The organism is Pseudomonas sp. EYE_354, from assembly GCF_023148575.1.
Classification (GTDB): Bacteria; Pseudomonadota; Gammaproteobacteria; order Pseudomonadales; family Pseudomonadaceae; genus Aquipseudomonas.
This window is the reverse complement of record NZ_JAHXNQ010000004.1, coordinates 223,843-250,265: the sequence shown is the minus strand read 5'-3', so window position 1 is coordinate 250,265 and position 26,423 is coordinate 223,843. Positions and strand designations below refer to the sequence as shown.

General features: G+C 61.6%; 21 protein-coding genes and 1 riboswitch. Of the genes, 13 read left to right on the top strand and 8 right to left on the bottom strand.

Annotation, left to right across the window (positions count from 1 at the left end):
• Window positions 1-20 precede the first annotated feature (20 nt).
• From KZX66_RS07580 to speB, 3 genes are read right to left on the bottom strand one after another with little or no spacing between them, the layout of a single operon-like run.
• The gene (locus KZX66_RS07580) at window positions 21-1,532 is read right to left on the bottom strand and encodes a cytosine permease (protein WP_248078016.1); all 1,512 of its coding nucleotides are present in this window, start codon (window positions 1,530-1,532) and stop codon (window positions 21-23) included.
• 21 nt (window positions 1,533-1,553) lie between these two features.
• The gene (locus KZX66_RS07575; RefSeq protein WP_248078014.1) at window positions 1,554-1,976 is read right to left on the bottom strand and encodes a nuclear transport factor 2 family protein; all 423 of its coding nucleotides are present in this window, start codon (window positions 1,974-1,976) and stop codon (window positions 1,554-1,556) included.
• Entirely contained in the window at window positions 1,976-2,926 is a 951-nt protein-coding gene (speB, locus tag KZX66_RS07570) for an agmatinase (protein ID WP_248078012.1), read from the bottom strand. Before speB ends, KZX66_RS07575 begins: the two co-directional genes overlap by 1 nt.
• 148 nt (window positions 2,927-3,074) lie before the next feature.
• On the opposite strand from speB, the gene KZX66_RS07565 reads away from it, so the two are divergent.
• From KZX66_RS07565 to KZX66_RS07530, 8 genes are all read left to right on the top strand, one after another.
• Complete coding sequence (locus KZX66_RS07565) at window positions 3,075-3,968, top strand: LysR family transcriptional regulator (RefSeq protein WP_028617381.1); 894 nt, start codon at window positions 3,075-3,077, stop codon at window positions 3,966-3,968.
• 4 nt (window positions 3,969-3,972) lie between these two features.
• Window positions 3,973-4,563 (top strand): DTW domain-containing protein, encoded by a 591-nt coding sequence (locus KZX66_RS07560; protein ID WP_248078010.1) that lies wholly within the window; start codon window positions 3,973-3,975, stop codon window positions 4,561-4,563.
• Between the two features lie 73 nt (window positions 4,564-4,636).
• Window positions 4,637-10,543 carry an NEL-type E3 ubiquitin ligase domain-containing protein gene (locus KZX66_RS07555; RefSeq protein ID WP_248078008.1) on the top strand — a complete coding sequence of 1,969 codons (5,907 nt, stop codon included), beginning with the start codon at window positions 4,637-4,639 and terminating at the stop codon, window positions 10,541-10,543.
• Between the two features lie 106 nt (window positions 10,544-10,649).
• A complete protein-coding gene (cysM, locus tag KZX66_RS07550) occupies window positions 10,650-11,552 on the top strand; it encodes a cysteine synthase CysM (protein ID WP_248078006.1) in 903 nt (300 codons plus the stop codon).
• Window positions 11,552-12,904, top strand: a complete 1,353-nt coding sequence (gene rlmD, locus KZX66_RS07545; RefSeq protein WP_248078005.1) for a 23S rRNA (uracil(1939)-C(5))-methyltransferase RlmD — start codon at window positions 11,552-11,554, stop codon at window positions 12,902-12,904. The genes cysM and rlmD overlap by 1 nt, the downstream gene beginning before the upstream one ends.
• Before the next feature lie 123 nt (window positions 12,905-13,027).
• On the top strand, window positions 13,028-15,274 hold the full coding sequence (gene relA, locus KZX66_RS07540) for a GTP diphosphokinase (RefSeq protein WP_248078004.1): 2,247 nt from the start codon (window positions 13,028-13,030) through the stop codon (window positions 15,272-15,274).
• A gap of 8 nt (window positions 15,275-15,282) precedes the next feature.
• Window positions 15,283-16,116, top strand: a complete 834-nt coding sequence (mazG, locus tag KZX66_RS07535) for a nucleoside triphosphate pyrophosphohydrolase (RefSeq protein WP_248078003.1) — start codon at window positions 15,283-15,285, stop codon at window positions 16,114-16,116.
• 25 nt (window positions 16,117-16,141) lie between these two features.
• Entirely contained in the window at window positions 16,142-16,687 is a 546-nt protein-coding gene (locus tag KZX66_RS07530; protein WP_248078002.1) for a DUF2058 domain-containing protein, read from the top strand.
• 167 nt (window positions 16,688-16,854) lie between these two features.
• Here KZX66_RS07530 and KZX66_RS07525 read toward each other — a convergent pair whose 3' ends face one another.
• From KZX66_RS07525 to purM, 4 genes are all read right to left on the bottom strand, one after another.
• Complete coding sequence (locus KZX66_RS07525) at window positions 16,855-17,043, bottom strand: hypothetical protein (RefSeq protein ID WP_248078001.1); 189 nt, start codon at window positions 17,041-17,043, stop codon at window positions 16,855-16,857.
• A 268-nt stretch (window positions 17,044-17,311) separates the two neighbouring features.
• Window positions 17,312-18,025, bottom strand: a complete 714-nt coding sequence (locus tag KZX66_RS07520) for a DUF3108 domain-containing protein (protein ID WP_248078000.1) — start codon at window positions 18,023-18,025, stop codon at window positions 17,312-17,314.
• A gap of 8 nt (window positions 18,026-18,033) precedes the next feature.
• Window positions 18,034-18,684: a phosphoribosylglycinamide formyltransferase gene (gene purN, locus KZX66_RS07515; RefSeq protein WP_248077999.1), complete on the bottom strand. Its 651-nt coding sequence runs from the start codon at window positions 18,682-18,684 to the stop codon at window positions 18,034-18,036.
• Window positions 18,684-19,742, bottom strand: coding sequence for a phosphoribosylformylglycinamidine cyclo-ligase (purM, locus tag KZX66_RS07510; protein WP_248077998.1), 1,059 nt, complete (start codon window positions 19,740-19,742; stop codon window positions 18,684-18,686). The genes purN and purM overlap by 1 nt, the downstream gene beginning before the upstream one ends.
• A gap of 355 nt (window positions 19,743-20,097) precedes the next feature.
• Between purM and KZX66_RS07505 the strand changes: the two genes are divergently transcribed.
• From KZX66_RS07505 to KZX66_RS07485, 5 genes are all read left to right on the top strand, one after another.
• The gene (locus tag KZX66_RS07505) at window positions 20,098-21,138 is read left to right on the top strand and encodes a DUF2066 domain-containing protein (RefSeq protein WP_248077997.1); all 1,041 of its coding nucleotides are present in this window, start codon (window positions 20,098-20,100) and stop codon (window positions 21,136-21,138) included.
• 36 nt (window positions 21,139-21,174) lie between these two features.
• Window positions 21,175-22,248 (top strand): AI-2E family transporter, encoded by a 1,074-nt coding sequence (locus KZX66_RS07500; protein WP_248077995.1) that lies wholly within the window; start codon window positions 21,175-21,177, stop codon window positions 22,246-22,248.
• A 204-nt stretch (window positions 22,249-22,452) separates the two neighbouring features.
• The gene (hda, locus tag KZX66_RS07495; RefSeq protein WP_027603798.1) at window positions 22,453-23,157 is read left to right on the top strand and encodes a DnaA regulatory inactivator Hda; all 705 of its coding nucleotides are present in this window, start codon (window positions 22,453-22,455) and stop codon (window positions 23,155-23,157) included.
• Between the two features lie 212 nt (window positions 23,158-23,369).
• Window positions 23,370-23,999 carry an NlpC/P60 family protein gene (locus tag KZX66_RS07490; protein WP_248077993.1) on the top strand — a complete coding sequence of 210 codons (630 nt, stop codon included), beginning with the start codon at window positions 23,370-23,372 and terminating at the stop codon, window positions 23,997-23,999.
• Window positions 24,000-24,143: 144 nt separating this feature from the next.
• Complete coding sequence (locus KZX66_RS07485; protein ID WP_248077991.1) at window positions 24,144-24,683, top strand: C40 family peptidase; 540 nt, start codon at window positions 24,144-24,146, stop codon at window positions 24,681-24,683.
• 43 nt (window positions 24,684-24,726) lie between these two features.
• Here the strand turns inward: KZX66_RS07485 and KZX66_RS07480 are convergent, their stop codons facing one another.
• Window positions 24,727-26,040 (bottom strand): sorbosone dehydrogenase family protein, encoded by a 1,314-nt coding sequence (locus KZX66_RS07480; protein ID WP_248077989.1) that lies wholly within the window; start codon window positions 26,038-26,040, stop codon window positions 24,727-24,729.
• A gap of 99 nt (window positions 26,041-26,139) precedes the next feature.
• Window positions 26,140-26,386, top strand: a riboswitch (cobalamin riboswitch).
• Window positions 26,387-26,423 lie beyond the last annotated feature (37 nt).

The following is a 26,423-nucleotide window of genomic DNA, read 5'->3' as shown; positions in this document are numbered from 1 at the left end:
CGATTGTCTTTTTTATCAGGTCAGGCGGCGTGTGGCATCGCCGGTTTGGCGAGCGAGTCCTTGCACTGGCTGCGAGGGTCAGTCGGCCCATAGACAGAGGCCGGTTCCGGAAACAAGCGCAGCAAGGTCAGGTACACCACCGACGCCAACCCCAGCGTTACCGGCAGGCTGATATCGATGCCGTCGGCCAGGTTGCCCAGCGGCCCGACGAACTGCCCCGGCAGGTTGACGAAGCACAGGCCCACCAGCGCACTCGGAATCCACGCCCCCAGCCCGCGCCAGTTCCAGCCATGGCTGAACCAGTAGCGCCCGCCGGTTTCGCCACGGGTGAACACCTGCAGGTCATCCGGGCAATAGAAGCCGCGACGCACGATCAGGCCGATGATCATCATCACCATCCACGGTGTGGTGCAGGTAATGATCAGCACGGCGAAGGTCGACACGCTCTGCACCAGGTTGGCGGCGAAACGTCCGATAAAGATGAAGGCAATCGACATCACCCCAATCAGCAGCGTGGCCTTGACCCGTGACAGCAGGCGCGGAAACACGCTGGACATGTCCAGCCCCGTGCCATACAGCGCGGTGGTGCCGGTGGACATGCCGCCGATTACCGCGATCAGGCACACCGGCAGGAAGAACCAGGTCGGTGCCACGGCCAAGAGGCCGCCCACATAGTTGTTGGCCGCGATGTAGTCCGGTGCCTTGATCGCCACGATGGTCGCAGTGGCCAGGCCGAACAGGAACGGGATCAGAGTGGCGATCTGCGCTGCGATCACGGCCAGCATGATGCGCATTTTCGGCGTCTCGCGCGGGATGTAGCGCGACCAGTCACCGAGGAACGCACCGAAGGAAATCGGGTTGCTCATGGCGACCAGCGCCGCTCCGATAAACGCCGCCCAAAAGCCGGGTTGGCCGATGGCGACACTGCCGGCGAAGTGGCTGTCAAAGGCCGGCGCGAACGCAAAGATCCCCAGCAGAAACAGCAGGCTCGCGGCCCACACCGCAATGCGGTTGACCCACAGCATGAAGCGAAAGCCGTAGATGCACACCGTAAGCACAAGCAGGGCAAACACCGCGTAGGCCAGGCCCAGGGTCAGGTCGGTTTCCGGCAGGCCAATCAGACGTTTCGCACCGCCGACCAGTGCATCACCCGAACTCCACACCGACAGTGAGAAGAAGGCAATCGCCGTCAGCAGCGACAGAAACGAACCGACGATCCGCCCATGCACCCCAAAGTGCGCACCGGAAGACACGGCGTTGTTAGTGCCGTTGATCGGTCCGAACAGGCCCATGGGCGCCAGGATCAGCGCGCCCACCAGCACGCCCAGCACAATCGCCCAGACACCCGCCTGGAACGACAAGCCGAACAGCACCGGGAACGAGCCCAGCACTGCGGTGGCAAATGTGTTGGCACCGCCGAAGACCAGCCGAAACAGATCCTTGGGGCTGGCGGTGCGTTCGTGATCCGGGATCTGTTCGACCCCGTTGGTTTCTATTTTGCGAATACTGTTTGAGTTGTTTTTATTATTCATGATCAGCTCCGATCACATTGGCTAAGGGGGCGGCAGCCCTTCCGGCATAGCGGACAAATGTTCGTGACAGGCCAGCCACAGGCCTTGTTTTTGTTGTGTGCCAGCCCCTTGCCGTGTGAAGACAATGGTCTCGCGTTCCTGGCTAAAGAATTGCTCCCCGTTCATGCGCAGCTCGGTGGCCACGTCATGCACAAAAATCGCCGCGTCACCCTGTACGCTGACAAAGGCGTTGCTTGAGGTGCACGACAGCACCTCGAAGCCCTCGTCCCGGCGCCAGCTGTCCCACAACGCCTGGTAGGCATCGCGGCTGAGCAGCGGCTGGGGGAGGGTGTAAAACACAAAGCTGGCATCGGCCGTGAACGCGCCGAAGTAGGCCGCGCGGTCATTGCGGGCGAAGGCCGCTACCAGATCGGCGGCGGCCTGCACCACCTCCTGCGTGCTCATCAGCGATGCGCCACGCCGGGCAGTACGCAAAGCATCTCGTACAGCAGGTTGGCGCCGAGCAGCGAGGTGTTGCCGGTGGTGTCGTAAGGCGGCGAAACTTCTACCAGATCGCAACCAATCAGGTCGAGGCCCTGGCAGCCACGGATGATCTCGATCGCCTGGATGGTGGTCAGCCCGCCGATTTCCGGGGTGCCGGTGCCGGGTGCCCAGGCTGGGTCGATGCCGTCGATATCAAAGCTCAGGTACACCGGGCCGCCGCCGACCTTTTCGCGTACTTCGGCCATCAGCGGGGCGAGGGAGTGATGCCAGCATTCTTCGGCCTGGACCACGCGAAAACCCTGTTTGCGGCTCCAGTTGAAGTCTTCGGCGGTGTAGCCCTGGGCGCGCAGCCCGATCTGCACCACGCGATCACAATCAAGCAGACCCTCTTCGACGGCGCGGCGGAAGGTGGTGCCGTGGGCGATTTTCTCGCCGAACATGTGGTCGTTGACGTCGGCGTGGGCATCAATGTGTACCAGCCCGACCTTGCCGTGTTTCTTATGGATCGCCCGCAGGATCGGCAAGGTGATGGTGTGGTCGCCGCCCAGAGTCATGGGGATCACATTGTGCTCGAGGACCTCGTCGTAGGCCTCTTCGATGATGCGCACGGCGTCGAGCAGGTTGAAGGTGTTGATCGCCACGTCACCGATGTCGGCTACCGACAGCGAGTCGAATGGCGCGGCGCCGGTGGCCATGTTGTACGGGCGGATCATCACCGATTCGGCGCGAATTTCCCGGGGCCCGAAGCGGGTGCCGGCGCGCAGCGAAGTACCGATGTCCAGGGGTACGCCGATAAACGCGGCGTCCAGGCCTTTGGCCGTTTGCAGGTGGGGAAGACGCATCATGGTGGCGATGCCGGCAAAGCGCGGCATTTCGTTGCCGCCCAGTGGTTGGTGGAAAATCTTGTCCACGGGAGTGCCTCATCGTTGTTGTGTTTATCAGGGCTCGATTCTGCGAAAAGCGCAGAGAGCGAAGAATCGGCTGGGGCAAATACTTAGTTCAGATTTTTCTAAACTATTACGGGCGGGTAGACTCCCCCGATCAACCCCGGAGCCGACCATGGCCAATGCCTTGCCCGACCTGAAACTCCTGCGCATCTTCGTCAGCGTCGTGCGCCACCAGGGGTTCGCCAATGCCCAGCACGAACTCAACCTGTCCACATCGGCGATCAGCACCTATATGAGCCAGCTCGAAGCGGCGCTGGGCCTGGTGTTGTGCCATCGCGGTCGCGGCGGCTTCAGCCTGACCAGCAAGGGCGAGTTGTTCCACCAGGAAACCTTGCGCCTGCTGGGCGAGCTCGAAGGCTTCGAGCAATACGCCGCCGCGCTCAAAGGCGAGCTGCGCGGCACCCTCAAGCTCGGCGTGCTCGATTCGACGGTCAGCGACAAGGCGCTGCCGTTCGCCGAGGTGATCGGCGCCTACAGCCTGGAACACCCGGCGGTGCACCTGCATCTGTCGGTGATGAGCCCCTACGAATTGCAGCTGGGCGTGCAGGACAATCGTCTGGACCTGGCCATCGGCGCGTTTTCCAACCGCATGAGCGGGCTGATCTACATGCCCCTGTACCGAGAGCAGCACTGGTTGTATTGCAGCACGCGGCATCCGTTGTTCAACGAGCGGCGCATTCCCGAACAGGTGATCACCCAGCAGCGCATGGTCGGGCGCGGTTACTGGAGCCAGGCGGAATTGGCGCGCCACGGGTTCAAGCACAGCGCGGCCACGGTGGAAAGTATGGAGGCGCAACTGATCCTGGTGTTGTCCGGCGCCTATATCGGCTACCTCCCCGAGCACTACGCCCAGGCCTGGGCCGACAAGGGCGACCTGCGCGTGCTGCTGCCGGCGACCTTCGGCTACCAGGCGCCGTTCTCGATGATCATGCGCCGTGGGCGCAGCCGCGAACCGCTGATCCAGACCTTCCGCGACTTACTCAAAGCCCAGCTCAATCAGGCCTGAAACCATGTCCAGACCCCAATGCTGCCGTTGTCTCAGGCCCATCACCCATTGCCTTTGCGCGCTGATCCCCAGCCTCGACAGCCGCACCCGCGTGTTGCTGTTGCAGCATCCGAGCGAGGTCAACCATGCGCTCAATACCGCGCGGTTGGCGGCGTTGGGGCTCAACAATGCGCAGTTGCTGGTGGGCGAAGTGTTCGATGACCTGGCCACGTTATTGAACCCGCCGGGCTATCAGGCGCGGCTGTTGTTCCCGGCCGATGACGCCCAACCGCTTTGCACCTACGCGTCCAGCGATCAACCACTGTTATTGGTGGTGCCCGATGGCACCTGGCGCAAGGCGCGCAAGCTGCTGCATCTCAATCCGCTGTTGGCGGCGTTGCCGAGGGTCACCCTGGCCGCGGGTAGCGTCTCCCGTTACCGCCTGCGCAAGGCGCCGGGGCCGGGCGCGTTGTCGACGGTGGAGGCCATTGCGCAGGCGTTGCAGGTGTTGGAAGCACCGCGTTCGTTCGAGGCGTTGCTCGCACCGTTCGAAGCACTGATCGACGGGCAGATCGCGGCGATGGGCCGCGCGGTTTTCGAGAAAAACCACACGTGATGCAGCGCGCTACATAGCTACCGGTGTGCTGGAATGCGGCGGGATAGGCTGACCTTTTTTCAGGAATAGAGAAATGGTCGAACCGCTTACCCCCGCCGTCTCGGATGACCCGCTGTCGGTGTTCATGGCCCAGCGTCGCGAGCCCGTGATGGCCGCTGCCGAGTGGTCTGTCCTGCAAACCCTGGACGTGCAGCGCGCCAAACTTGGGCGTTTTCTCGAAAGGCTCGACGACCAGGAAAAGCTCGAGTACGTGCGCCTGCAGAAAGCCTGGATCGATGCGCAGAGCGCCCAGGAGAAAGCCATTGGCCAACTGACTGAACTCTTCCAGCACCAGGCGTTGGCATTACTTCGCAGCGAGCTGAAAACCCTGACTGGCGAGGAGGTCGATCCCACCGCCGCGCGGATACACACCCGTTACCTGCAGCGCTCGGACCGGGTGCGCCGTGCCGCCCAGGATAACGAGGTGGTGAAAGTCGCCAGTATCACGCTGTGGGACGCCGCGTGTATGAACTACGACGGCCTCACCGGTTGGAGTTACCCCGGACGCACCGGCCTGGCCGACGCCAGTTACCTGGACCCTGGCATTAACGCCAGCGCCGGGGATTTCATCGCGCTGGTGCGCCGGCTCGATATCGGTGGTCAGCTCAAAGCCCAGGTCGGTCAGGCGCTGCAGCCTGGCGGCGTGCTGGGCACGCTGATGATCGCGCTGGCGCGGGCGGAATTTGAGTTTGCCCTGATAGACGCGCATAGAAGCGGCGGGGTCTGCCGTATCGACAGGCAAAAATACCAGTGTGTCAGACGGGCGCTGGCAGGGGAGGTGCCTTGGGGCCGGGTGGAGGAGATGCGGTTGTTCATCCCGTACGGCATCGACAGCTACAGCTGGGTGCCTCAGAACATTGGCTTGACCGGGCAATACGTGGGCGCTCCCCCAGGGGACAGCCTGAACATTCCCCACATCGTGTTTGCCGTCGATGGCTGCCCGGGGGCCTTCAGCTTTTTCCCGAACAGGCCTGGCGGAGCGATGCGTCACCACGACAGCCATCGCAAGGCCTGCGAGGAATTTCATGTGCACTTCCAGGCCTTCTACCGCTTGGGAGAGGTCGATTGGCTGTACCAAATGATGGCGTTGCGTGACTGCGCCCGTCTGAAAAAAATCGCCCGATCCACCCCGCCGCCCCGCAACCTGCAGGGGTTCGCCAAATTGATTCACTCCCTCGCGCAATCGATCCCGAGGATCGACGGCATCAAGAGCATCGGCTACGTGCGTGACGAGGTGCACAAGGTGCCGGTCGTGAGCCTCAACGATTTCTATATCGAGCGCTGCCGGGCCAACCTGCAGGAGCTGGCCAATGAAACGCCGGGCTTTATGCCGACCGTGATCGAACTGTTCCAGACCCTGATCAATGAAATTCTCAACCTGTTGTTGATCCCGGTTCCCGGTGCGTTGAAAGGCTTGGGGCGGGTGCGTGCGTTCGCAATGTTCGTGGCATTGGAGCAATCGTTTCGCGAGGGGGCTTACCAGGCGCTGCAAGGTGAGTCCGGAGAATTGCTCCAGGGCTTCACCGACCTGGCTGATTTACTGATCAGTGGCCGGTTGCATACGCGTCTGGCCCTGAGCGTGCAGCGTCGCCATCAGCGGTTGCATCGTCGATTGGCGCAAATGCCTGGCGCTGTGGCTGCGCCGCAGTCTTTGACAAGCCCGCAACTGCTTGAGCGCATGCTGGGCAGTCAGGAAGCGCCGGCCCGGCAACTGGAAGCGCTGCTTGAGACCAGCAGCACCTCGCGGGAGGTGTTGAACCGGGTTTGGGACGGTGCGCCGCCGTCAGCTTCACTGGTCGAGGCGGTGCAGCGGTTCAGGGCCGACACCTTGATCGAGTGGGTGGCGGGCGGTGCCGATGTGACGGCGCCGGTGCCGGTCGGTGCCGTTGACGTGATGGCGCCGTTGCTTACCCAGTTGGAACGCTGGCCGGTGGATACGTCGTTGAGTATCAGGAACGCCCAAGGCCTGGAAATACGCCGCTACAGCAAGGATGGAGGGCAACCGTCGACGCAGACGGTGAGCGTCAGCGTGCTGGAAAACTATCAATTCGCCTATGCCGAACCGCGTCGACTGAGCGTCCATTTGCCTCAGGCGATCAAGGCCCTGTTGCCGGATATTTTCGCGGCGGATGGGCCTGCGCTTCGCCAACAACTGGCGGCGTTGGCCCAGGCCGTGAAAGTCGACTTGTTCGATGCGCTGACGCAGTTTGCCGACGCCACCCGAGCCCAGGCTGAGGGGGCCGCTGCCTCGGTGCGTCGATTGTTGCCGGACAGCGTGGGTGATGACCCGGCGGTGCCGGCGGTGATCACCCAATTGCGGGCGCTGCACCCCGGCCTGAGTCGGGCACGGCTGCTGGATGTACTGCGCGAACACCCGCTGTCCGAGCATCAACAGACGCAACTGCTGTTTTCGCAACTGCAACCCGAGGCGCTGTATAACGCCCTGCGTGCCGCCCGCCAGGTGGCCCGCCGAGAGACCCTTATCGATGGGCTCTTTCATCCGCGTCGCTTCGACCGGCAAACCCAACGCTGGGTGGCGCAACTTGCCCCTGACTTGGTGTGCGACCTGACGGGCCAGGGCTTGGTGGTGTGCGCCGCGGACCAGGCAGTGCCGTATGTTTCTAAAGGCCCATGGGACCGAACGATCGTCGTGATCGATCAGCGCCGCGGGCGGTTTTCAGTGTTTGACCACCGTACCTCGCGTACCGGAGCGGTGTTGGCCGGTGTCGACAGTTTTTATGAGGCTGTGGTGAGCCAACTGACCGAACGCAATCTGCTCCGGCTTGGGCAGAACGCCAGCCAGGCGATCAGCGAGCTGCGGCATCGGGTTGCCCGCACCCTGCTGCGCAATCGTGCACCGCAGGGTGCGTTTTTTCTGGGGCGACGCGAGATTGCTGCCTACGCCAGTACCGCGCCGCTCGATCTTTCCGAGCCCGACGCCCTGGGTCTTTACCCTTCGCAAACCGACCGCTACGTGTTTATCGAGGGCATGAGTTTCAAGGTAGATCAGGCCGGGCCGCTGCAACCCTGGCGTATCCGGCACCCGTCGCTGATCGATGCCTATGCACCGCTGTTGACTCATAACGGCGTTGGCGCCTGGCGGCATGAATGGGAAAACCCGCTGACCTGGGACGGGCAGCAGCCGTTTTACCGCCTGGGGCCCAGGGTGCGTGGCTTTTCACCGGATGCCATCGAACAGATTCAGCAGATCAGCGGTGTGACGGCAGCCATGCTGCGCCGCGTGCATGTACGCAATGAGCGTCCACCCATAATGCTGCTGGACACCCTCGAACGCTTCAATGCTCATCAACGGGTCAAAGCCGGGGTGGACGTTGGGCGGGACTTTTTCGATGAACTGCTGGGGGAGGTCGGCCCCGACAAGGCGGACGCGCTGGTGGGGCGTGCCGGGGTGGGGCGTGCCGATCAGGTGACGGTGCTTGAAAGCAAGGTCGAACTCGATCAGGCGCAAATGGAACGCCTTTTTTTCAAAACGCTGACGCACAAAAGCGCGCTGTCGTCCGAGCCGTCGGGGCAGGTGATACAGCGCGATTTTCCCGCTTTGACCGCGGCTATCGTCGACGACATGGTACGCGCGGCTACCGCGATGGAACGCCAAAGTCTGGAGGCGGGGCGCGTGCCGTTGAGCATGATGCGCACCGTGCGTTGGTGGTTGCGGTACCTGCGCAAAAACCGGGCGATAGAGGGGGTGTATCTGTCGGCAGCGATGAATGAGGACAGCGCCAGGTTGATCCTGCACACCTTGCCGGACATTCAGGGCTGGCCGGGTGATTTACGTGTCGAGGTGTGGGAAAGAGGGCGTCTGATTGACAGCATCGGCCCCGTCGACACCACGCAAGTCCGAGTGCTGGAGCCCATTGCCGCGCAGTACCAGGCGTATATCCCCGGCGGCAAGGATGGCCGGCAACCGACGGGCAACCCCGGTGCTTTCCTTGCTGTGCTGTTAGACCTGCTTACGCCCGCCGAACGTGAGGCGTTCGGGTACGCTCACCCAGGCGCCATCGAAGAGCTTACCGCGCAGATTGGCCACCGTTTGACCCGTCATGGGGCGTTTGCAGACACGCTGCTCGAAATAAGTCGGCACCCCTGGTACAACCCGCCGCGTCGCCTGGCTGACGGGCGGATCGGCTATCCCTTGAGCGGCGGTGACGAACTGGGACCGGTAGACCGTGAACAGCTGGCCCGGTTGCGCCAATTGTTTCCGGCGAAGACCGATCGGCAAGCGCTCGAATTACTGGAGAACCTCAGCGATTCGGTACGCGAGCGGGACCAGGCGATTGGCTTTTTGTTCAAGGAACGGGAGGTCATGGATAACGCGCTCGAGCGCTGGCGTGCACGAGGAGTGATCACCGAGCAGGCGGCGCGCCATGAAGCCGCCGAGCGTATTCGGCGCTGTTGGCGTAAAGAGGACTCCAGCCGCGGCGTACCCTACGAGTTGAATCTTGATGACCTGGCGTTGAACGACCTGCCGCAGCTGGGGGCGTACTTTGGCCACGTCAAAGTGATGAGCCTTAAAAGTAACCAGCTGACGACCGTGCCGAGCGGTTTTCTGCGGTGTTTTCCGCAAGTTCGCTGGATCCTGCTTGATCACAATTATTTGGAGCACTTGCCCTTGGGGTTGGCCCAGTTGCGCTATTTATCGCTGCTGAACCTCTCCAGCAACCGGATCAAACCACGGCTCGGTGATGTGACATTGCTGTCTGAGTTGACCAGCCTGGTAAAACTGGACTTATCAAACAACCCGTTGCGGCTGGGGCAGCATTTGAACCTGTATCCGTTGGTGAACTTGCGCGTGCTCAACCTGCGTAACACCCAGTTGGAGCACCTGCCTCGCGGGGCCGTCACCCTGAGAGCGCTTGAGGTGTTCGATCTTCGCGACAACCGAATATCGGTATTGACCAGTCATGACCTGTACCTGTTTGCGAATGTCCATCGCGGCATGAATTTGCACGGCAACCCCCTGTCTCAGGGCTCGCTCCAGTTGCTGCGACGTTACCGTGATCAGCCAGGGCAATCGGATATTTACTTTGGCTTGAATGGTGACCTAGCGTCAGCGCGCGCACGGCCAGACCGCTGGCTGGCGGTGTTGTCTGTCAGTGAGGTTCCTCGTCATCAGACGCTGTGGGAGCAGTTGCAGCAACGCCCGATGTCCGAGCATTTCTTCGCGCTGTTGAACAACATTGCGGATTATCCATTGCTCACGACGCCAGGATATCGGGCGCTGCGAGAGGACCTGACACGCCGCGTGTGGCAGTTGATCGAGAGCGCCAACGAGAACGAGTTGTTGGCCTTGACGTTGTTTCAGCATCGGTTCGAGCACCATCGAGGCGCCGATGGCTGGCTGCTGTCCTTGAATGACCTGGAGCTCAAGTTCCTGCCCATCCAATTGCTTGCGCGTGCGCCAGGCGCGCAGGCCGCGCCGGTGTTGAACTGCTTTCGCGCGTGGCATCGGCTCAAGGCCATTGAGGCGATTGTGCTGCGTGCCGATCCCGAGCAGACCTGGCGCTTGGCGAGCAGCCGTATGCTTGCCTGTCGCATTGCGTTGTCGGCGAGCCTGGATCTGCCCCTTGGGTTCCACGAGCGACTGGACCGAGCGCTGCAGATACCGGATTTGGGCGCGTTTGCCACGATGCGTCAACGGGTGATGGCGGCGCATGCGCAGCACGACTGGCCCGCGTTGCTGGCGCAGGAGGAGTATTGGGTGCAGTTTCTGGAACGCAACTACCGCGCGCGTTTCGAGGCGCGTCTGGGCCAATACGATCGCGAACTTGAACAGGCGCTGGCGCAGGTGGAAAGCGGGGAGATGGCCGAAGGTGATTACCTGCTGCGGGCGAGCAGCGTTCAAGTGTCACGGGCCAGTGCGGCGAATACCTTGATCGCGCAATTGACGGGGGAGGAGTGGCAACGGTTTACCAGCGGTTGATCGGCGCTTATTCCTATAAGCCATAAGCACCGCACTTTGCGTGATATGGCCCGTCGATCTTTCCCGGTATGATGTTCGCCCCCGCAGTCTGGATTGCGAATACGCCATGACCTTGCAGTACCCAACAATCGCCGATTGCGTCGGCAATACACCCCTGGTCCGCTTGCAACGCATGGCGGGTGAAACCAGCAACACCCTGTTGCTCAAGCTCGAAGGGAACAACCCGGCCGGCTCGGTAAAAGACCGCCCGGCGCTGTCGATGATCACCCGCGCCGAGTTGCGCGGGCAGATCAAACCCGGTGACACCCTGATCGAAGCCACCTCGGGCAACACCGGGATCGCCCTGGCCATGGCGGCCGCGATCAAGGGTTACAAGATGGTCCTGATCATGCCCGACAACTCCAGCGCCGAGCGCAAAGCCGCGATGACGGCGTATGGCGCCGAACTGATCCTGGTCACCCAGGAGCAGGGCATGGAGGGTGCGCGCGACCTCGCCGAACGCATGGCCGCCGAAGGCCGTGGCCAGGTGCTGGACCAGTTTGCCAACGGCGACAACCCGCAAGCGCACTACACCTCCACCGGCCCGGAGATCTGGCGCCAGACCCAGGGCACCATCACCCATTTCGTCAGCTCCATGGGCACCACCGGCACCATCATGGGCAATTCGCGCTACCTCAAGGAGCAGAACCCGGCGATCCAGATCGTCGGCCTGCAACCGATGGAAGGCGCGGCGATCCCTGGCATTCGCCGCTGGCCCGAAGAGTACCTGCCGAAGATCTACAACGCGGCGCGGGTCGATCGCATCATCGACATGGCCCAGCGTGAAGCCGAGGACACCACGCGCCGTCTGGCCCGTGAAGAAGGCATCTTCTGTGGCGTGTCCTCCGGCGGTTCTGTGGCGGGGATGTTGCGCTTGTCCAAAGAAGTGGAAAACGCGGTGATCGTCGCGATCATCTGTGACCGAGGCGACCGTTACCTGTCGACCGGCATTTTTGACGAACCCAACTGATGGCCAAGCATGAGAGAGGCCTGCGCTTCCAACCGACGGGCGGCAGCCGGGCCCCACAGATTCCGGTGGGCAAGAAACAACGCCTGACCATCGAACGCCTGGCCAACGACGGCCGGGGCATCGTGTTCTTTGAAGGGCGCACCTGGTTCGTCAATGGCGCGCTGGCCGGCGAAGACGTCGAAGCACGGGTACTGGGTACCCACGGCAAAGTGGTCGAGGCCCGCACCGAGCGGGTGTTCAAGGCCAGCGAACTGCGCCGCCCCGCACCTTGCGCCCATGTTGGCCGCTGCGGGGGCTGCAGCGTGCAGCACCTGCCCCACAACGAACAACTCGCCCTGAAACAGCGCATGCTTGCCGAGCAACTGTCCCGTGTGGCGGGTGTCGAACCGCAAGAGTGGGCCGCACCGCTGAGCGGCCCCGAATTCGGTTACCGACGCCGCGCCCGTGTGGCCGTGCGTTGGGATGCCAAAGCGAAAACGCTGGAGGTGGGCTTTCGTGCCGTGGCCAGCCAGGACATCGTCGCCATCGACGATTGCCCGGTGCTGGTACAGGCCTTGCAACCGATCATGCAGCGTCTGCCGAACATGTTGCGGCGCTTGAGCAAACCGCAGGCGCTGGGGCATGTGGAATTGTTCAGTGGCTCGTCCGTGGCCGTATTGTTGCGGCATATGGCGCCGCTGTCCGAGGCGGACCTGCACATACTCAAAGAATTTTGCGTCTTCCATGACGCCCAACTGTGGCTGCAGGGTGAAGGCCGGCCGGAACCGGTTGCGCCTGAGTTGGCCCTGGGCTTGCGCCTGGAGACATGGGATCTGGAGCTGGCCTATCGGCCTGGGGATTTCGTGCAGGTCAACGCCGGGGTCAATGAGGCGATGGTTGCCCAGGCGCTGGCCTGGTTGGCGCCGCAACCCGATGAGCGGGTGCTGGACCTGTTCTGCGGCCTGGGCAATTTCGCCCTGCCGCTGGCTCGCCATGTGCGAGAAGTGGTGGCGGTGGAAGGCGTACAGACCATGGTGGACCGCGCGGCACTCAACGCCGTCAGCAACAATTTGCATAATGCGAGGTTTTTTCAGGCCGATTTGTCCCAGCCTTTGACTGACGCAGAATGGGCCAAACAGGGCTTTTCTGCGGTACTCTTGGACCCACCTCGCGAGGGTGCCCAGGAGGTTGTGCGCAAGCTCGCCACACTGGGGGCCAAGCGCCTGGTGTATGTGTCCTGCAACCCGGCCACGCTGGCGCGGGACACGGTTGAGTTGGTCAAGCAGGGCTACCGGCTAAAACGTGCCGGGATCCTCGACATGTTTCCGCAGACAGCGCATGTCGAGGCCATGGCGTTATTTGAAGCGGGCTAGGATGCCCGTTTAATCCGACTGGCCTGCGTTCTCCAAGGCCTATGAGCTGCCACGGAGATCGCAGTAAAAAGGTCGGCGATGATTTTGGCGCACCGAAGGTGCGTCGTAGGGAAGGTAAGCAAGATGGTACAGGTGAGAGCACACCAGCCGATCAACACTGACGGCAGTATCAATCTCGAGGCATGGCTGGATCATGCCATCAGTGTCGACCCGGCACTGGACCGTGAAGCCTTGAAAGCAGCCTGCGAGTTCGCTCGTGAGTCTGAGCAGCAAGACAACGCGGCGAAGAACCTGTGGGCCGAAGGCACTTCCAGCTTTCGCACCGGTCTGGAAATCGCCGAGATCCTCGCCGATCTCAAGCTGGACCAGGATTCGCTGATCGCCGCCGTGCTCTATCGCGGCGTGCGTGAGGGGCACATCCCGTTGGCCACGGTAGGCCAGCGATTCGGTTCCGTGGTGGCCAAGCTGATCGACGGCGTGCTGCGCATGGCCGCCATCAGCGCCAGCCTCAGCCCGCGCCAGTCCATGGTGCTGGGCACCCAGGGCCAAGTGGAGAACCTGCGCAAGATGCTGGTGGCGATGGTCGACGACGTGCGCGTCGCGCTGATCAAGCTGGCCGAGCGTACCTGTGCGATCCGTGCGGTGAAGACCGCCGATGACGAGAAGCGCAACCGCGTCGCCCGCGAAGTCTTCGATATCTACGCACCGCTGGCCCACCGCCTGGGCATTGGTCATATCAAGTGGGAGCTGGAGGACCTGTCCTTCCGCTACCTCGAGCCCGATCAATACAAACAGATCGCCACGTTGCTGCATGAGCGGCGGCTCGACCGCGAGCGCTTTATCACCGACGTGATGGGCCAGTTGCGCGCTGAACTGCAGGCCACCGGCGTCGACGCCGACATCAGTGGCCGCGCCAAGCATATCTATTCCATCTGGCGCAAAATGCAGCGCAAGGGCCTGGCCTTCAGCCAGATCTACGATGTGCGCGCGGTGCGCGTGCTGGTGCCGGAAATGCGCGACTGCTACACCGCGCTGGGCATCGTCCACACCCTGTGGCGGCACATTCCCAAGGAATTCGACGACTACATCGCCAACCCCAAGGAAAACGGCTATCGCTCGCTGCACACGGCGGTGATCGGCCCCGAGGGCAAGGTGCTGGAAGTGCAGATTCGCACCCACGCCATGCACGAGGAGGCTGAGCTGGGCGTGTGTGCGCACTGGCGCTACAAGGGCACTGACGTCAAAGCCGGGTCCAACCAGTACGAAGAGAAAATCTCCTGGTTGCGCCAAGTGTTGGAATGGCACGAAGAACTCGGCGACATCGGCGGCCTGGCTGAACAGCTGCGGGTGGATATCGAGCCGGACCGGGTCTACATCTTCACCCCCGACGGCCACGCGATCGACTTGCCCAAGGGCGCCACGCCGCTGGACTTCGCCTACCGCGTGCACACCGAAATTGGCCACAACTGCCGTGGCGCCAAGATCAATGGGCGCATTGTGCCGCTCAACTACAGCCTGCAGACCGGTGAACAGGTCGAGATCATCACCAGCAAACACGGCACGCCAAGCCGTGACTGGCTGAACCCGAACCTGGGCTACATCACCACCTCGCGGGCACGGGCAAAGATCGTGCACTGGTTCAAGTTGCAGGCGCGCGATCAGAACGTCGCCGCCGGCAAGACCCTGCTCGAGCGCGAATTGGCCCGCCTGGGCCTGCCTCAGGTGGACTTCGACAAGCTGGCCGAAAAGGCCAACATGAAGATCGCCGAAGACATGTTCGCAGCCCTCGGTGCCGGCGACCTGCGCCTGGCGCAGTTGGTCAACCTGGCCCAGCAACTGGTCGAGCCGGAGCGCGGCAATGAACAGCTGGAACTGATCCCGCGCAAAGCCACTGGCTACAAGCCCGGCAAGCGCGGCGATATACAGATCCAGGGGGTGGGCAACCTGCTGACGCAAATCGCCGGTTGCTGCCAGCCACTGCCGGGCGACGCGATCGTCGGCTACATCACTCAAGGCCGTGGCGTGAGCATTCATCGCCAGGATTGCGCCTCGGTGCTGCAACTGGGCGGACGTGAGCCGGAGCGGATCATCCAGGTCAGCTGGGGCCCGGTGCCGGTGCTCACCTACCCGGTGGACATCATCATCCGCGCCTACGATCGTTCCGGTTTGCTGCGCGACGTGTCGCAAGTGCTGCTCAACGAGCGGATCAACGTGCTGGCGGTCAACACCCGCTCGAACAAGGAGGACAACACCGCATTGATGTCCCTGACCATCGAGATCCCGGGGTTGGACGCGCTTGGGCGGCTGCTGGGGCGGATTTCCCAGTTGCCGAACATCATCGAGACCCGGCGTAATCGCACACCATCATGAGTAGCCCGATGTATTCGCTTGAAGACCTGCTGCACCTGATGAACCGCCTGCGGGACCCGCAATACGGGTGCCCGTGGGACATCAAGCAAACCTACGCCAGCATCGTGCCGCACACCCTGGAAGAAGCCTATGAAGTGGCGGATGCCATTGAGCGTGGCGACTTCGATCACCTGCAAGGTGAACTGGGCGATCTGTTGTTCCAGGTGGTGTATTACAGCCAGTTGGCGCGCGAAGAAGGGCGCTTTGAGTTTGCCGGGGTGATCGACAGCATCACCCGCAAGTTGATCCGTCGTCATCCGCACGTATTCCCCACCGGCGATCTGTATGCACCGCTGGATATCCCGCAACTGAGCGAAGAACAGGTCAAGCAGCGCTGGGAGCAGATCAAGGCCGAGGAGCGCGCAGAAAAGTCCGACGCTCCGGAGCAGCTTTCCCTGCTCGACGATGTGCCAGGCGCCTTGCCGTCTTTGTCCCGTGCCGCCAAATTGCAAAAGCGCGCCAGTCAGGTCGGTTTCGACTGGCCCTCGGCGTTGCCGGTGGTGGATAACGTGCGCGAAGAGTTGGGTGAAGTACTCGAAGCCATGGCCGATAACGATGCGCTGGCTATTGCCGATGAGGTGGGTGACCTGCTGTTTGCGGCGGTCAACCTCGCTCGTCACCTCAAGGTCGACCCGGAAACAGCGCTGCGCGGCGCCAATGCCAAGTTCGAACGACGTTTCCGATTTATCGAACAGGCATTGCGCGACACCCAGCGTCCCATGGAAGATTGCACCCTCGAAGAGTTGGACGCCCTGTGGGGCGAAGCCAAACGTCAGGAAAAGAACGTGTCCAGCTGCGGTTGAGCAGTTGCCTAAGTGAGTAAGCACCATGAGCCTTTCCCTTCGCGACCAGTTGCTCAAAGCAGGTCTGGTCAACCAAAAGCAGGCCAAGCAGGTCGGCAAAGAGAAACAAAAGCAGCAGCGTCTGGTCCACAAAGGCCAGGCCGAGGCGGATGACACCCAGGCGCGCCTGGCCCAGCAAGCGCACGCCGAGAAGGTCAAGCGTGACCAGGAGTTGAACCGTCAGCAGCAGGAAAAAGCCGAGGCCAAGGCCCGCACGGCCCAGGTCAAGCAACTGATCGAGACCTCGCGCCTGCCCAAGCTGACCACCGAGGACTACTACAACTTCGTGGATGACAAGAAGGTCAAGCGCCTGTCGGTCAACACGCTGATGCGCAACAAGCTGAGCAACGGCTCCCTGGCGATCGTGCACCACGGTGGCGGTTACGAAGTGATTCCGCGCGAAGCGGCGTTGAAGATCCAGGAGCGCGCACCGGAGCGTATCGTGCAGCTCAATATCCTGACGGAAAGCCAGGTGCCGGATGAGGACGATCCGTACGCGGCCTACCAGATCCCGGATGACCTGATGTGGTAAGGCATTAAAACGTCGCTGCAGCGCGCCTGCTGACTGTAATGAGTGGGCGTGCTGTGGTGAGCGGGCTTGCCCCGCGCCGGGCTGCGAAGCAGCCCTGAACATACAAACCCCGCTCAAAAGGCGGGGTTTGTGTTTTCAGGCAGCGAAGGCCTGAGCATTCGGATAATTCAGGAGCTTTGTGCCTGGCGTTTCATCTCAAGCGATTCAAGTTCGTTCTTGTAGTTATGAGCATCGCTCTCATTGTGGAACATGCCGACCAGCAGGTCTTGTTGATAGACATCCCAGATATGAATCCCATGGCCCAAGGCTTCGTGGGACATATGTTCGTCGTCGCGCTCAGTTACTTTTACAGTCATCTGCTTGCTCCAATCTCTGGTTGATCTGCGGCAAGTCGTCGCAGGCCTTTGTTATATGTTTTGTTAGCTTGCTAAGTAAACCGGTTTTGCGCGCAACAATTTATTGCAGGAAACGCAACAGTGCCGCAGGCCTTGTAAACCGTGGGGTTGGCTCGCCGGGCATTGGGTTTTATGACAAAAGTTTCATGTGTTGCGCGGGCGATTCCCAACCTCCAGGCGAAAAAAAGCCCCGCATTTCGCGAGGCTCTTGTTCAGCACATCAGCGTTATCAGTTGCCTTTGACAGCCTTGCCGTCAACGGTACCGTCCTGCAGCATGATGTTGTATTCCTTGCCGTCGGTTTCTACCTGACGCAGGGCGACCAGGATGCCGCCCTGATCCTTGGCAAACCACATCTGGGTGATGCGCTTGCTTTGGGTCGGGTCACGCACGCGCTCGACCTTGATTGCATCGATGGAGCCGACCTTGGTCTGCACTTTCTCAGGGCCAATCACGCGGAAATCGTAGGTGTCGACGTCAGTGCCTTCAACCACGTTGTAGCTCATGCTCTTCTTGCCTGCCGCCACATCGCGCTGCAGCGCCAATTGGTAGGTCGACTTGTCGAGCATGCCGCTTTGCAGGGGCACGTTGACCGCGTCTTTGTTCTCAAACCCGGTGACTTTCTTGGCGCTCTGGTCGAAGTCCAGGTTGATCTTCTTGGCCTTGCCCAGGCCACCGCGTTCGAAGGTATAGCTCTTGGGTTGCAGGGTGTCCTTGTCAAACAGGATCACGCTGGTTTCGGTCAGGCTGGCGATCATCATGGAGGCCTTGAAATTCAAGGTCCAGGTGCCGTCGCCGTTCTTGGTCAGGCTGCGCTCAGCCGAACCACTCATGGGCAACTGTTTCCAGTCGGCGGTGTAGCTGGCGGAGAAGGGGTGAAGGTCCGCCGCTTGCACCGCAGGCAAGGCAAACAGAGCAAAAGCGAAGAGCAAGGCGCGACGCATAAAATCTCCTAGGTTCGAATCAAGTGGCCGCTGGCCGCGAGTAACTGACCGTCCAATAATGCACCCTGATCACCAAGAATCAACCGCCCCTCGGCAAACCAGCGTACGGCCAGCGGGTAAATCCTGTGTTCCTGGGTATGCACCCGTTGCGCAAGCGTCTGCGCCGAGTCGTCAGACTGTACCGGAACCACTGCCTGTACGACCAGAGGCCCGCCATCGAGTTCCTCGGTGACAAAGTGCACGCTGCAACCATGCTCGCTGTCACCGGCGTCAATCGCGCGCTGGTGGGTGTGCATGCCCTTGTATTTGGGCAGCAGGGACGGGTGGATATTGAGCAGGCGCCCTTCGTAATGCCGCACGAAATCAGCGCTGAGGATGCGCATGAAGCCGGCCAATACCACGAGTTTGGGGTTGAACGCGTCGATCAGTTCGATCAAGGCGGCATCGAAGGCTTCGCGGCCGTCGAACGCCTTGTGATCCAGTGAGCGGGTTTCGATACCCGCATCGCTGGCACGTTGCAGGCCGTAGGCGTCGCTGCGGTTGGAGATCACCGCAGCGATACGCACCGGGCTGTCGCCGGTGCGCGTGCTGTCGATCAGGGCCTGCAAGTTACTGCCGGTGCCGGAGAGCAGCACCACGACATCACAGGTCTGGGACATCAGTGAGCCTTGAGGTTCTTCAGTTCAACCTGCGCAGCGCCTTCAGCGGCGGTGGCGATCTGACCGATGACCCAAGGCTGCTCGCCAGCTTCACGCAGGACGTTCAGCGCGGTGTCTACGTGCTCTTGCGCCACGCAGATGACCATGCCCACGCCGCAGTTGAGTACGCGGTGCATCTCGGTTTCGTTGACGTTTCCTTTCTCTTGCAGCCAGTCGAACACGGCAGGACGTTGCCAGCTGGCCACGTCGACAATCGCCTGGGCGCCTTTTGGCAGTACGCGCGGGATGTTGTCCAGCAGGCCGCCGCCGGTGATGTGGGCCATGGCTTTGACGGCACCGGTGTCCTTGATCAGCTTGAGCAGGGGCTTGACGTAGATGCGGGTCGGAGCCATCAGCAGGTCGGTCAGTGGCTTGCCGTCGAGCTGGATGTTTTCGATGTCGGCACCGGACACTTCGATGATCTTGCGGATCAGCGAGTAGCCATTGGAGTGCGGGCCGGACGATGGCAGGGCGAGCAGGGCGTCACCGGCGGCCACTTTGGAACCGTCGATGATCTCGGCTTTCTCTACAACACCGACGCAGAAACCGGCCAGGTCATAGTCTTCACCTTCGTACATGCCAGGCATTTCAGCGGTTTCGCCGCCTACCAGCGAGCAACCCGACAGTTCGCAACCGGCGCCAATGCCGGTCACTACCTGGGTAGCGGTTTCGACGTTGAGCTTGCCGGTGGCGTAGTAGTCCAGGAAGAACAACGGCTCGGCGCCGCACACCACCAGGTCGTTGACGCACATGGCCACCAGGTCGATGCCGATGCTGTCGTGTTTGTTCAGGTTCAAGGCCAGGCGCAGCTTGGTCCCCACGCCGTCGGTGCCGGAGACCAATACCGGCTGTTTGTAGCCGGCCGGGATTTCGCAGAGGGCGCCAAAACCGCCCAGGCCGCCCATGACTTCGGGGCGCGCAGTGCGCTTGGCGACGCTCTTGATGCGTTCGACCAATGCTTCACCGGCGTCGATGTCTACACCGGCGTCCTTGTAGCTCAGGGAGGGTTGCTTGCTCATGATCCAGGCCTTTAGGGGGGATTTCTGGGTAACGACCGAGCGGGCAGGCGCTTTTGGTAAAAGGCCCAGCCGTTGACGGTCTGCGAAGGCGCGCGATTTTATCAGGCTTGAGGGGCAGCGGCCATCCTCGGGCCGACGGGCAGGGCCATATAGGCTAAAAAGCCGGTTAAAAAAATGCTAATCGGCTCTGCTTCGGGCCGTATTAAGGTATAGCCTTGGTGCCGCTATCGTTGTGACAGCATGAAAACTTATCAGGACCCTGTGAGTGTTTTGTCGGTGGCCGTGGTCACAGCCTTGGCAAACCGAGTTCATGCGGTCTGTTCCAGCCGCTAAATTTGTCGTTCGGGAATCTTCCATGCGTCTGTGTAATGTGTTTTTTGTGGGCTGCTTGTCATTGGTCAGCCTGGCGAGTCATGCCGAAACCCTCAATGGCCTGTATCAAGTACTTGAACCGGTCAGCAGCCAGTCGCCGCAAGAGCGCGACCAGGCGACCCAGCGCGCCGTGCAGACGATGGTGATCCGCCTGACCGGCGACGCCAAGGCCGCCGACGGCCCCGGTCTGGCGGCGATTCGCAAGGACCCGCAGCAAATCATCACCCAATACGGCTACGACGCCGGCCCGCCCGAGAGCCTGCAAGTGGACTTCGACCCGGTCAGCACCGACCGCGCCCTGCGTGACGCCGGGCTGTCGATCTGGGGCAGCAATCGGCCGTCGATTCTTGGCTGGTGGCTGAACGATTCCACGGAAGGCAGCAGCCTCGTAGGCGATGGTCAGGCCGTCGCCCAGGCTCTGCGCCGCGCCGCCCAGCACCGTGGCCTGCCGTTGCGCCTACCCCTGGGCGACCTTGATGAGCAGGTGGTCGCCACGGCGCCGAACCTGGAGAGTGCCGACGCCACCCCATTGCGCGCCGCGTCCGAACGCTACGGCGCCGATGCGTTGCTGGCTGTACACGCGCGCCAGGAAGGCAGCCAATGGCAAGCCAAATGGCGGCTGTGGCTGGGCGACAAGAGCGAGCAGGGCACCGCCCAGGGTGCGGATACCGGCGCGGTGGCCGATGCGGTGATGCTGGCGGTCAGCCAAAAGCTGGCGCCGCGTTTTGCTGTCAAGCCGGGCGTGAGCACCGAGCAATTGCTGGAAGTGCAGGGGATGACTCTGGAGCGCTATGCGGCGCTGGGTCATTTGCTGGAGCCGTTTGGGGGCCAGCCGCTGCGGGTGGATGGCAATCGCATTGTGTATCGCGTCAACGGCAGTGCCGATCAGTTGCGCAGCCAATTGAGCCTGGCGAAGTTGCAGGAGATCCCGGCCGGTGAGGCACAGGCTGCGCAGCCGGTCGTTGAAGGCGCGCAACCGGCCGCTGCACCCGAACCACAGGCGCAACTGCGTTTTCGTTGGTAACAGTTCTTTCTATATATAGAAGCGATGGAGTGGTTTATGGCGGATACGCGTCGTTGGGTGTGGCTTGGCGGGATCGTCCTGCTGTGCGTTTTTGTGTTCTTGCTGCATTCGATCCTGACGCCGTTCCTGGTTGCGCTGCTGCTCGCCTATCTGTTCGATCCCGTGGTGGATCGCTTGGAGAAAGCCGGCTTGTCGCGGACCCTGGGCGTGGTCGCGGTGTTCGCACTGTTCACCTTGATCATCACTGTCTTGGTGCTGGTGTTGGTGCCGATGCTGGCCAAGCAACTGTTTCGCCTCTATGAACTGGCGCCGCAGATGCTCGACTGGCTGCAACACACGGCGATGCCGTGGGTCCAGGCCAAACTGGGGCTGTCGGATGGTTTCTGGAGGTTCGACAAGGTCAAGGCGGCGATCAGTGAGCACATGGGCCAGACCACCGATATCGTCGGTGTGATCCTCAGCCAGGCCACGGCGTCCAGCCTGGCGCTGATCGGTTGGTTGACCAATCTGGTGCTGATCCCGGTGGTGGCGTTCTACCTGCTGCGTGACTGGGACGTGATGATGGCGAAGATCCGCAGCCTGCTGCCGCGTAACCGCGAGGAGCGCATCGTGTCCCTGGCAGGGGAGTGCCATGAAGTGCTCGGCGCATTCGTGCGCGGTCAATTGCTGGTGATGCTGGCCCTGGGGATCATCTACGCCGCCGGCTTGATGGCGATTGGCCTGGAGCTGGGGCTGTTGATCGGCCTGATCGCCGGTCTGGCGGCCATCGTGCCGTACATGGGCTTTGTGATCGGCATTGGCGCGGCACTGGTGGCCGGGTTGTTCCAGTTTGGCGGCGACCTGTATCCGATGCTCGGTATTGTCGCGGTGTTCATGGTCGGCCAGGCATTGGAGGGCATGGTGCTCACGCCATTGCTGGTGGGCGATCGAATCGGTCTGCACCCGGTGGCGGTGATCTTTGCGATCCTGGCCGGTGGCGAGTTGTTTGGCTTTACCGGGATCCTGCTGGCATTGCCGGTGGCGGCGGTGATCATGGTGCTGGTGCGCCATGTGCACGATTTGTACAAGGATTCCGAGGCATACACGGGCGTCGAAGACCCTGAGTTGTAATCGCTCCCCCCACAAACCCGGCCCATGTCGGGTTTGTGCTTCAGGGGCCTGCGCCGTCAAACAATCTGCACAAAACCGGCAAGTGAACGCAAACCTTTGATTTTGCTTGTGGTCTGCTGCATTGTGCGCCCGGCGTCACGGGTATAAACTTTGCAAACTTTACACAGAGGCCACTAACGGTTCGTACAGCGCCGTTCAGCCAGCATGAAACCGATTCAGCTGCCCTTGGGTGTGCGTCTGCGTGATGACGCCACCTTTATCAATTACTACCCAGGCGCCAATGCCGCTGCACTCGGCTATGTCGAGCGGCTCTGCGAAGCCGACGCCGGGTGGACTGAAAGCCTGATCTATCTGTGGGGCAAGCACGGCGTGGGGCGCACCCACCTGTTGCAGGCAGCGTGCCTGCGTTTTGAGCAAATGGGTGAGCCTGCGGTGTACCTGCCGTTGGCCGAATTGATGGATCGCGGCATCGGCATCTTCGATAACCTCGAGCAATACGAATTGGTGTGCCTGGATGACCTGCAGGCGGTCGCCGGCAAGGCCGATTGGGAAGAGGCGCTGTTTCATCTGTTCAACCGCTTGCGTGACAGCGGTCGGCGCTTGTTGATTGCCGCCTCCACCTCGCCGCGGGAATTGCCGGTCAAGCTGGCCGACCTCAAGTCGCGCCTGACCCTGGCGCTGATTTTTCAGATGCGCCCGCTGTCCGACGAAGACAAATTGCGTGCTCTGCAATTGCGTGCCTCCCGTCGCGGCCTGCACCTCACCGACGAGGTCGGGCACTTTATCCTCACCCGTGGCACGCGCAGCATGAGTGCGTTGTTCGATTTGCTCGAACAGCTCGATCAGGCCTCTTTGCAGGCCCAACGCAAGCTCACCATTCCCTTTCTCAAGGAAACCCTCGGCTGGTAGCAGCCCTTTGTTTTCGCGGCTTTTGGCAAATTTCAGGCGTCAGAAAACCCGCGTTTGGGCCGCTTTGGCCACGCGAAGGGCGTGTATAGGGTGTTAAGGGCTTAGATGTCAGCGTCCAAACAAGAAGTCACATAGAGCACGATTGAATTTGCAAATCGATGTGATAGAAGGCATAGTCTCGGCTTCTTTACACATCAGCCACGGTCGTGCCCATGCTAAATCGCTTCGCACCCCTCGTGCCTCTCGCACTCGTTACCCTGTTGTTTGGCTGCGCCTCCCACCCTCAACAGGTGGCGGAACAGCAAAAACCACAGGTTCAAAATCAGGCAAAATTCGTTGCTGCACAGTCTGCTTCTGTTTACGAAGAAGAGTTGGCAACGGAAAAAGAGCTGGCCGATTTTTCCGGCAGCAAGCCTTACCAGCTTCCAGTGCTGGCCGACAGCATTCTCGAACGCGGCATGTCCCTGATCGGTACCCGTTACCGTTTCGGTGGTACCTCGGAAGCCGGTTTCGATTGCAGCGGTTTCATCGGTTATCTGTTTCGTGAAGAGGCTGGCATGAACCTGCCACGCTCGACGCGCGAAATGATCAACGTGAAAGCACCGTTGGTCGCACGCAACAACCTCAAGCCCGGTGATCTGCTTTTCTTCAGTACGGCAGGTCGCGGTCGTGTCAGTCACGCCGGCATCTACCTGGGTGACAACCAGTTTATCCACTCCAGCAGCCGTCGCAGTGGCGGTGTTCGAGTCGACAACCTGGGGGACAGCTACTGGAGCAAAACCTTTATCGAAGCCAAGCGCGCACTCGCCATGGCCCCGACAACGGTTACCGCCAGTAAGTAAACTTAAAGTGATACTTGAAGTTTGACGTGTAAGCGCTAGAATCCCTGGACATTGTTGTAATCCGTTCGCGCGAGCTTTGCTTGCGCGTTCTGGTTTTCAGCGTTCGGCAGCGAAAGCCGCATCCAGACCAGGATTGTTCTGCACATGTCGACCTCGGCCCGCCTGATTCTAATGCTTTGCGCCGCGCTCCTCAGCGCCTGCGCCAGCCGCACACCGCCGCCCGCACCCGTCGCGGTCAAGCCCAAGCCGGTGTTCAACTATTCCACCCAGAATTTTTCGCCTGTGGCCGAAGACGTGCTCTTTCGCGCGCTGGGCCTGGTCGGCACGCCTTATCGCTGGGGCGGCAATACGCCTGACTCCGGTTTTGATTGCAGTGGCCTGATCGGCTTTGTCTACCGCGATGCCGCCGGGATCTCCCTGCCGCGCACCACGCGCGAGCTGATCGTAATGCGCGCCCAGGACGTGAGTGAGCAGAACCTGCAAACCGGCGACCTGTTGTTCTTCGCCACTGGCGGTGGCTCGCAGGTCAGCCATGCCGGGATCTACGTGGGCGAAGGCCGTTTCGTCCACGCGCCGCAAACCGGCGGTACGGTGAAGTTGGACACCTTGTCCAAAGCCTATTGGCAGAATGCCTACCTGAGCGCCAAAAGGGTGCTGCCGGGCAATCTGGCACGCAACCCTTAACGCAACGCTGCAGGAGGGGGGGGGGCGCCCCTCCTGCAGTGGCTCATTTAGCCGCCGACACCCGCCACACTTTATTCCCCACATCATCCGCCACCAGCAAATCCCCCTGCTTGTCGATCACCACGCCTACCGGCCGGCCCATGGCTTTCTCATCCTTGTCGAGGAATCCGGTAAGCACATCCACCGGCTGCCCTTTCGGTTTGCCATTCTCAAACGGCACGAAGATCACCTTATAGCCACTGTGCGGTTTGCGATTCCACGAGCCATGCTGGCCGATAAACGCGCCGTTGCTGAACGCAGCCGGCAGCTTGCTGCCCTCGGCAAAAGTCAGCCCCAACGAGGCGGTATGCGGGCCCACTGCGTAGTCCGGCGCAATTGCCTTTGCCACCAGGACGGGGTCCTGCGGCGTGACGCGCACATCCACGTGTTGGCCGTAATAACTGAACGGCCAGCCGTAGAAGCCGCCGTCTTTGACCGAGGTAATGTAGTCGGGCACCAGGTCGCTGCCGATCTCGTCGCGTTCATTCACCGCCGTCCACAGTTTGCCGCTCTGCGGTTCCCAGGCCATGCCGTTGGGGTTGCGCAGGCCGGAGGCGAAAATCCGGTGCTGGCCGCTGGCGCGGTCGACTTCCCAGATCGCGGCACGCCCCTGTTCCGCCTCCAGGCCGTTCTCGCCGACGTTGCTGTTGGAGCCGACGCTCACGTACAGCTTGCTGCCGTCCTTGCTGGCCACCACGTTTTTTGTCCAGTGGTGATTCAGTGGGCCGCCGGGCAAGTCGACCACCTTGGCGCCCTGAGCCTTGATTTCGGTTTCGCCCGGCTGATACGGGAAGCGCAGCAGTTTGTCCGAGTCGGCCACGTACAGATCGTTGCCGACCAGGGTCATGCCGAACGGCGAGTTGAGGTTTTCCAGGAACACCGTGCGGGTTTCGGCGACGCCATCGTGATCGGCGTCGCGCAGCAGCGTGATGCGGTTCGCGCTCGGCACCCCCGCGCCGGCACGGCCCATGACCTTTTCCATGACCCAGCCGCGCAGGCCCTTAGCGTCATCCGGCTTGGGCGGAGCATTGGTTTCCGCTACCAGCACATCGCCATTGGGCAGCACATACAGCCAGCGCGGGTGGTCCAGGCCCTCGGCGAATGCGGCCACCTGGGTGCCAGCCGCCGCGGTTGGCTTGGCGCCCTCCGGCCAGCCGATGGCCGGCGCGATGTTGACGGTCGGGATCAGTGTCTTGTTCGGCTCCGGCAGCCTGGGCGACGGGCCGGTGCCGTCCGAGACTTGCAGGGTGGAGCTTTCGCCGCAAGCCACGAGGGTGCCGGCGAGCATGATCAGCAGGGCGAGTCTGGTTTTATGCATGGTGTTCTCCTTGATACCTGTAAGGGTAGAGGAGCGCTGCGGTGCGATGGTTCAAGTACTCGTCCAGCTTTCATTGACGCTCCACCCCCAACCCACTAACCTTCGCCGCTTGTTTCAGGTGCTCTGTGACCGATGGGTCGACAGGGTGAAACAGGGAAGCCGGTGAGTGAGCGCACTTGTACACAGTGCCGCCGCAATTCCGGCGCTGCCCCCGCAACGGTAAATGAGTCAAATCGCTGCCTTTTGCCACTGTATCGCGTGCGATATGGGAAGGCGCAGCGTCGGTCCGTTCTCTACAGGACGCCACTCATGAGCCCGGAGACCGGCCTGACTCATTCAACAGCATCACGGTGGGCGATGCTTGGCTGTCTGTTTGTGTTTTT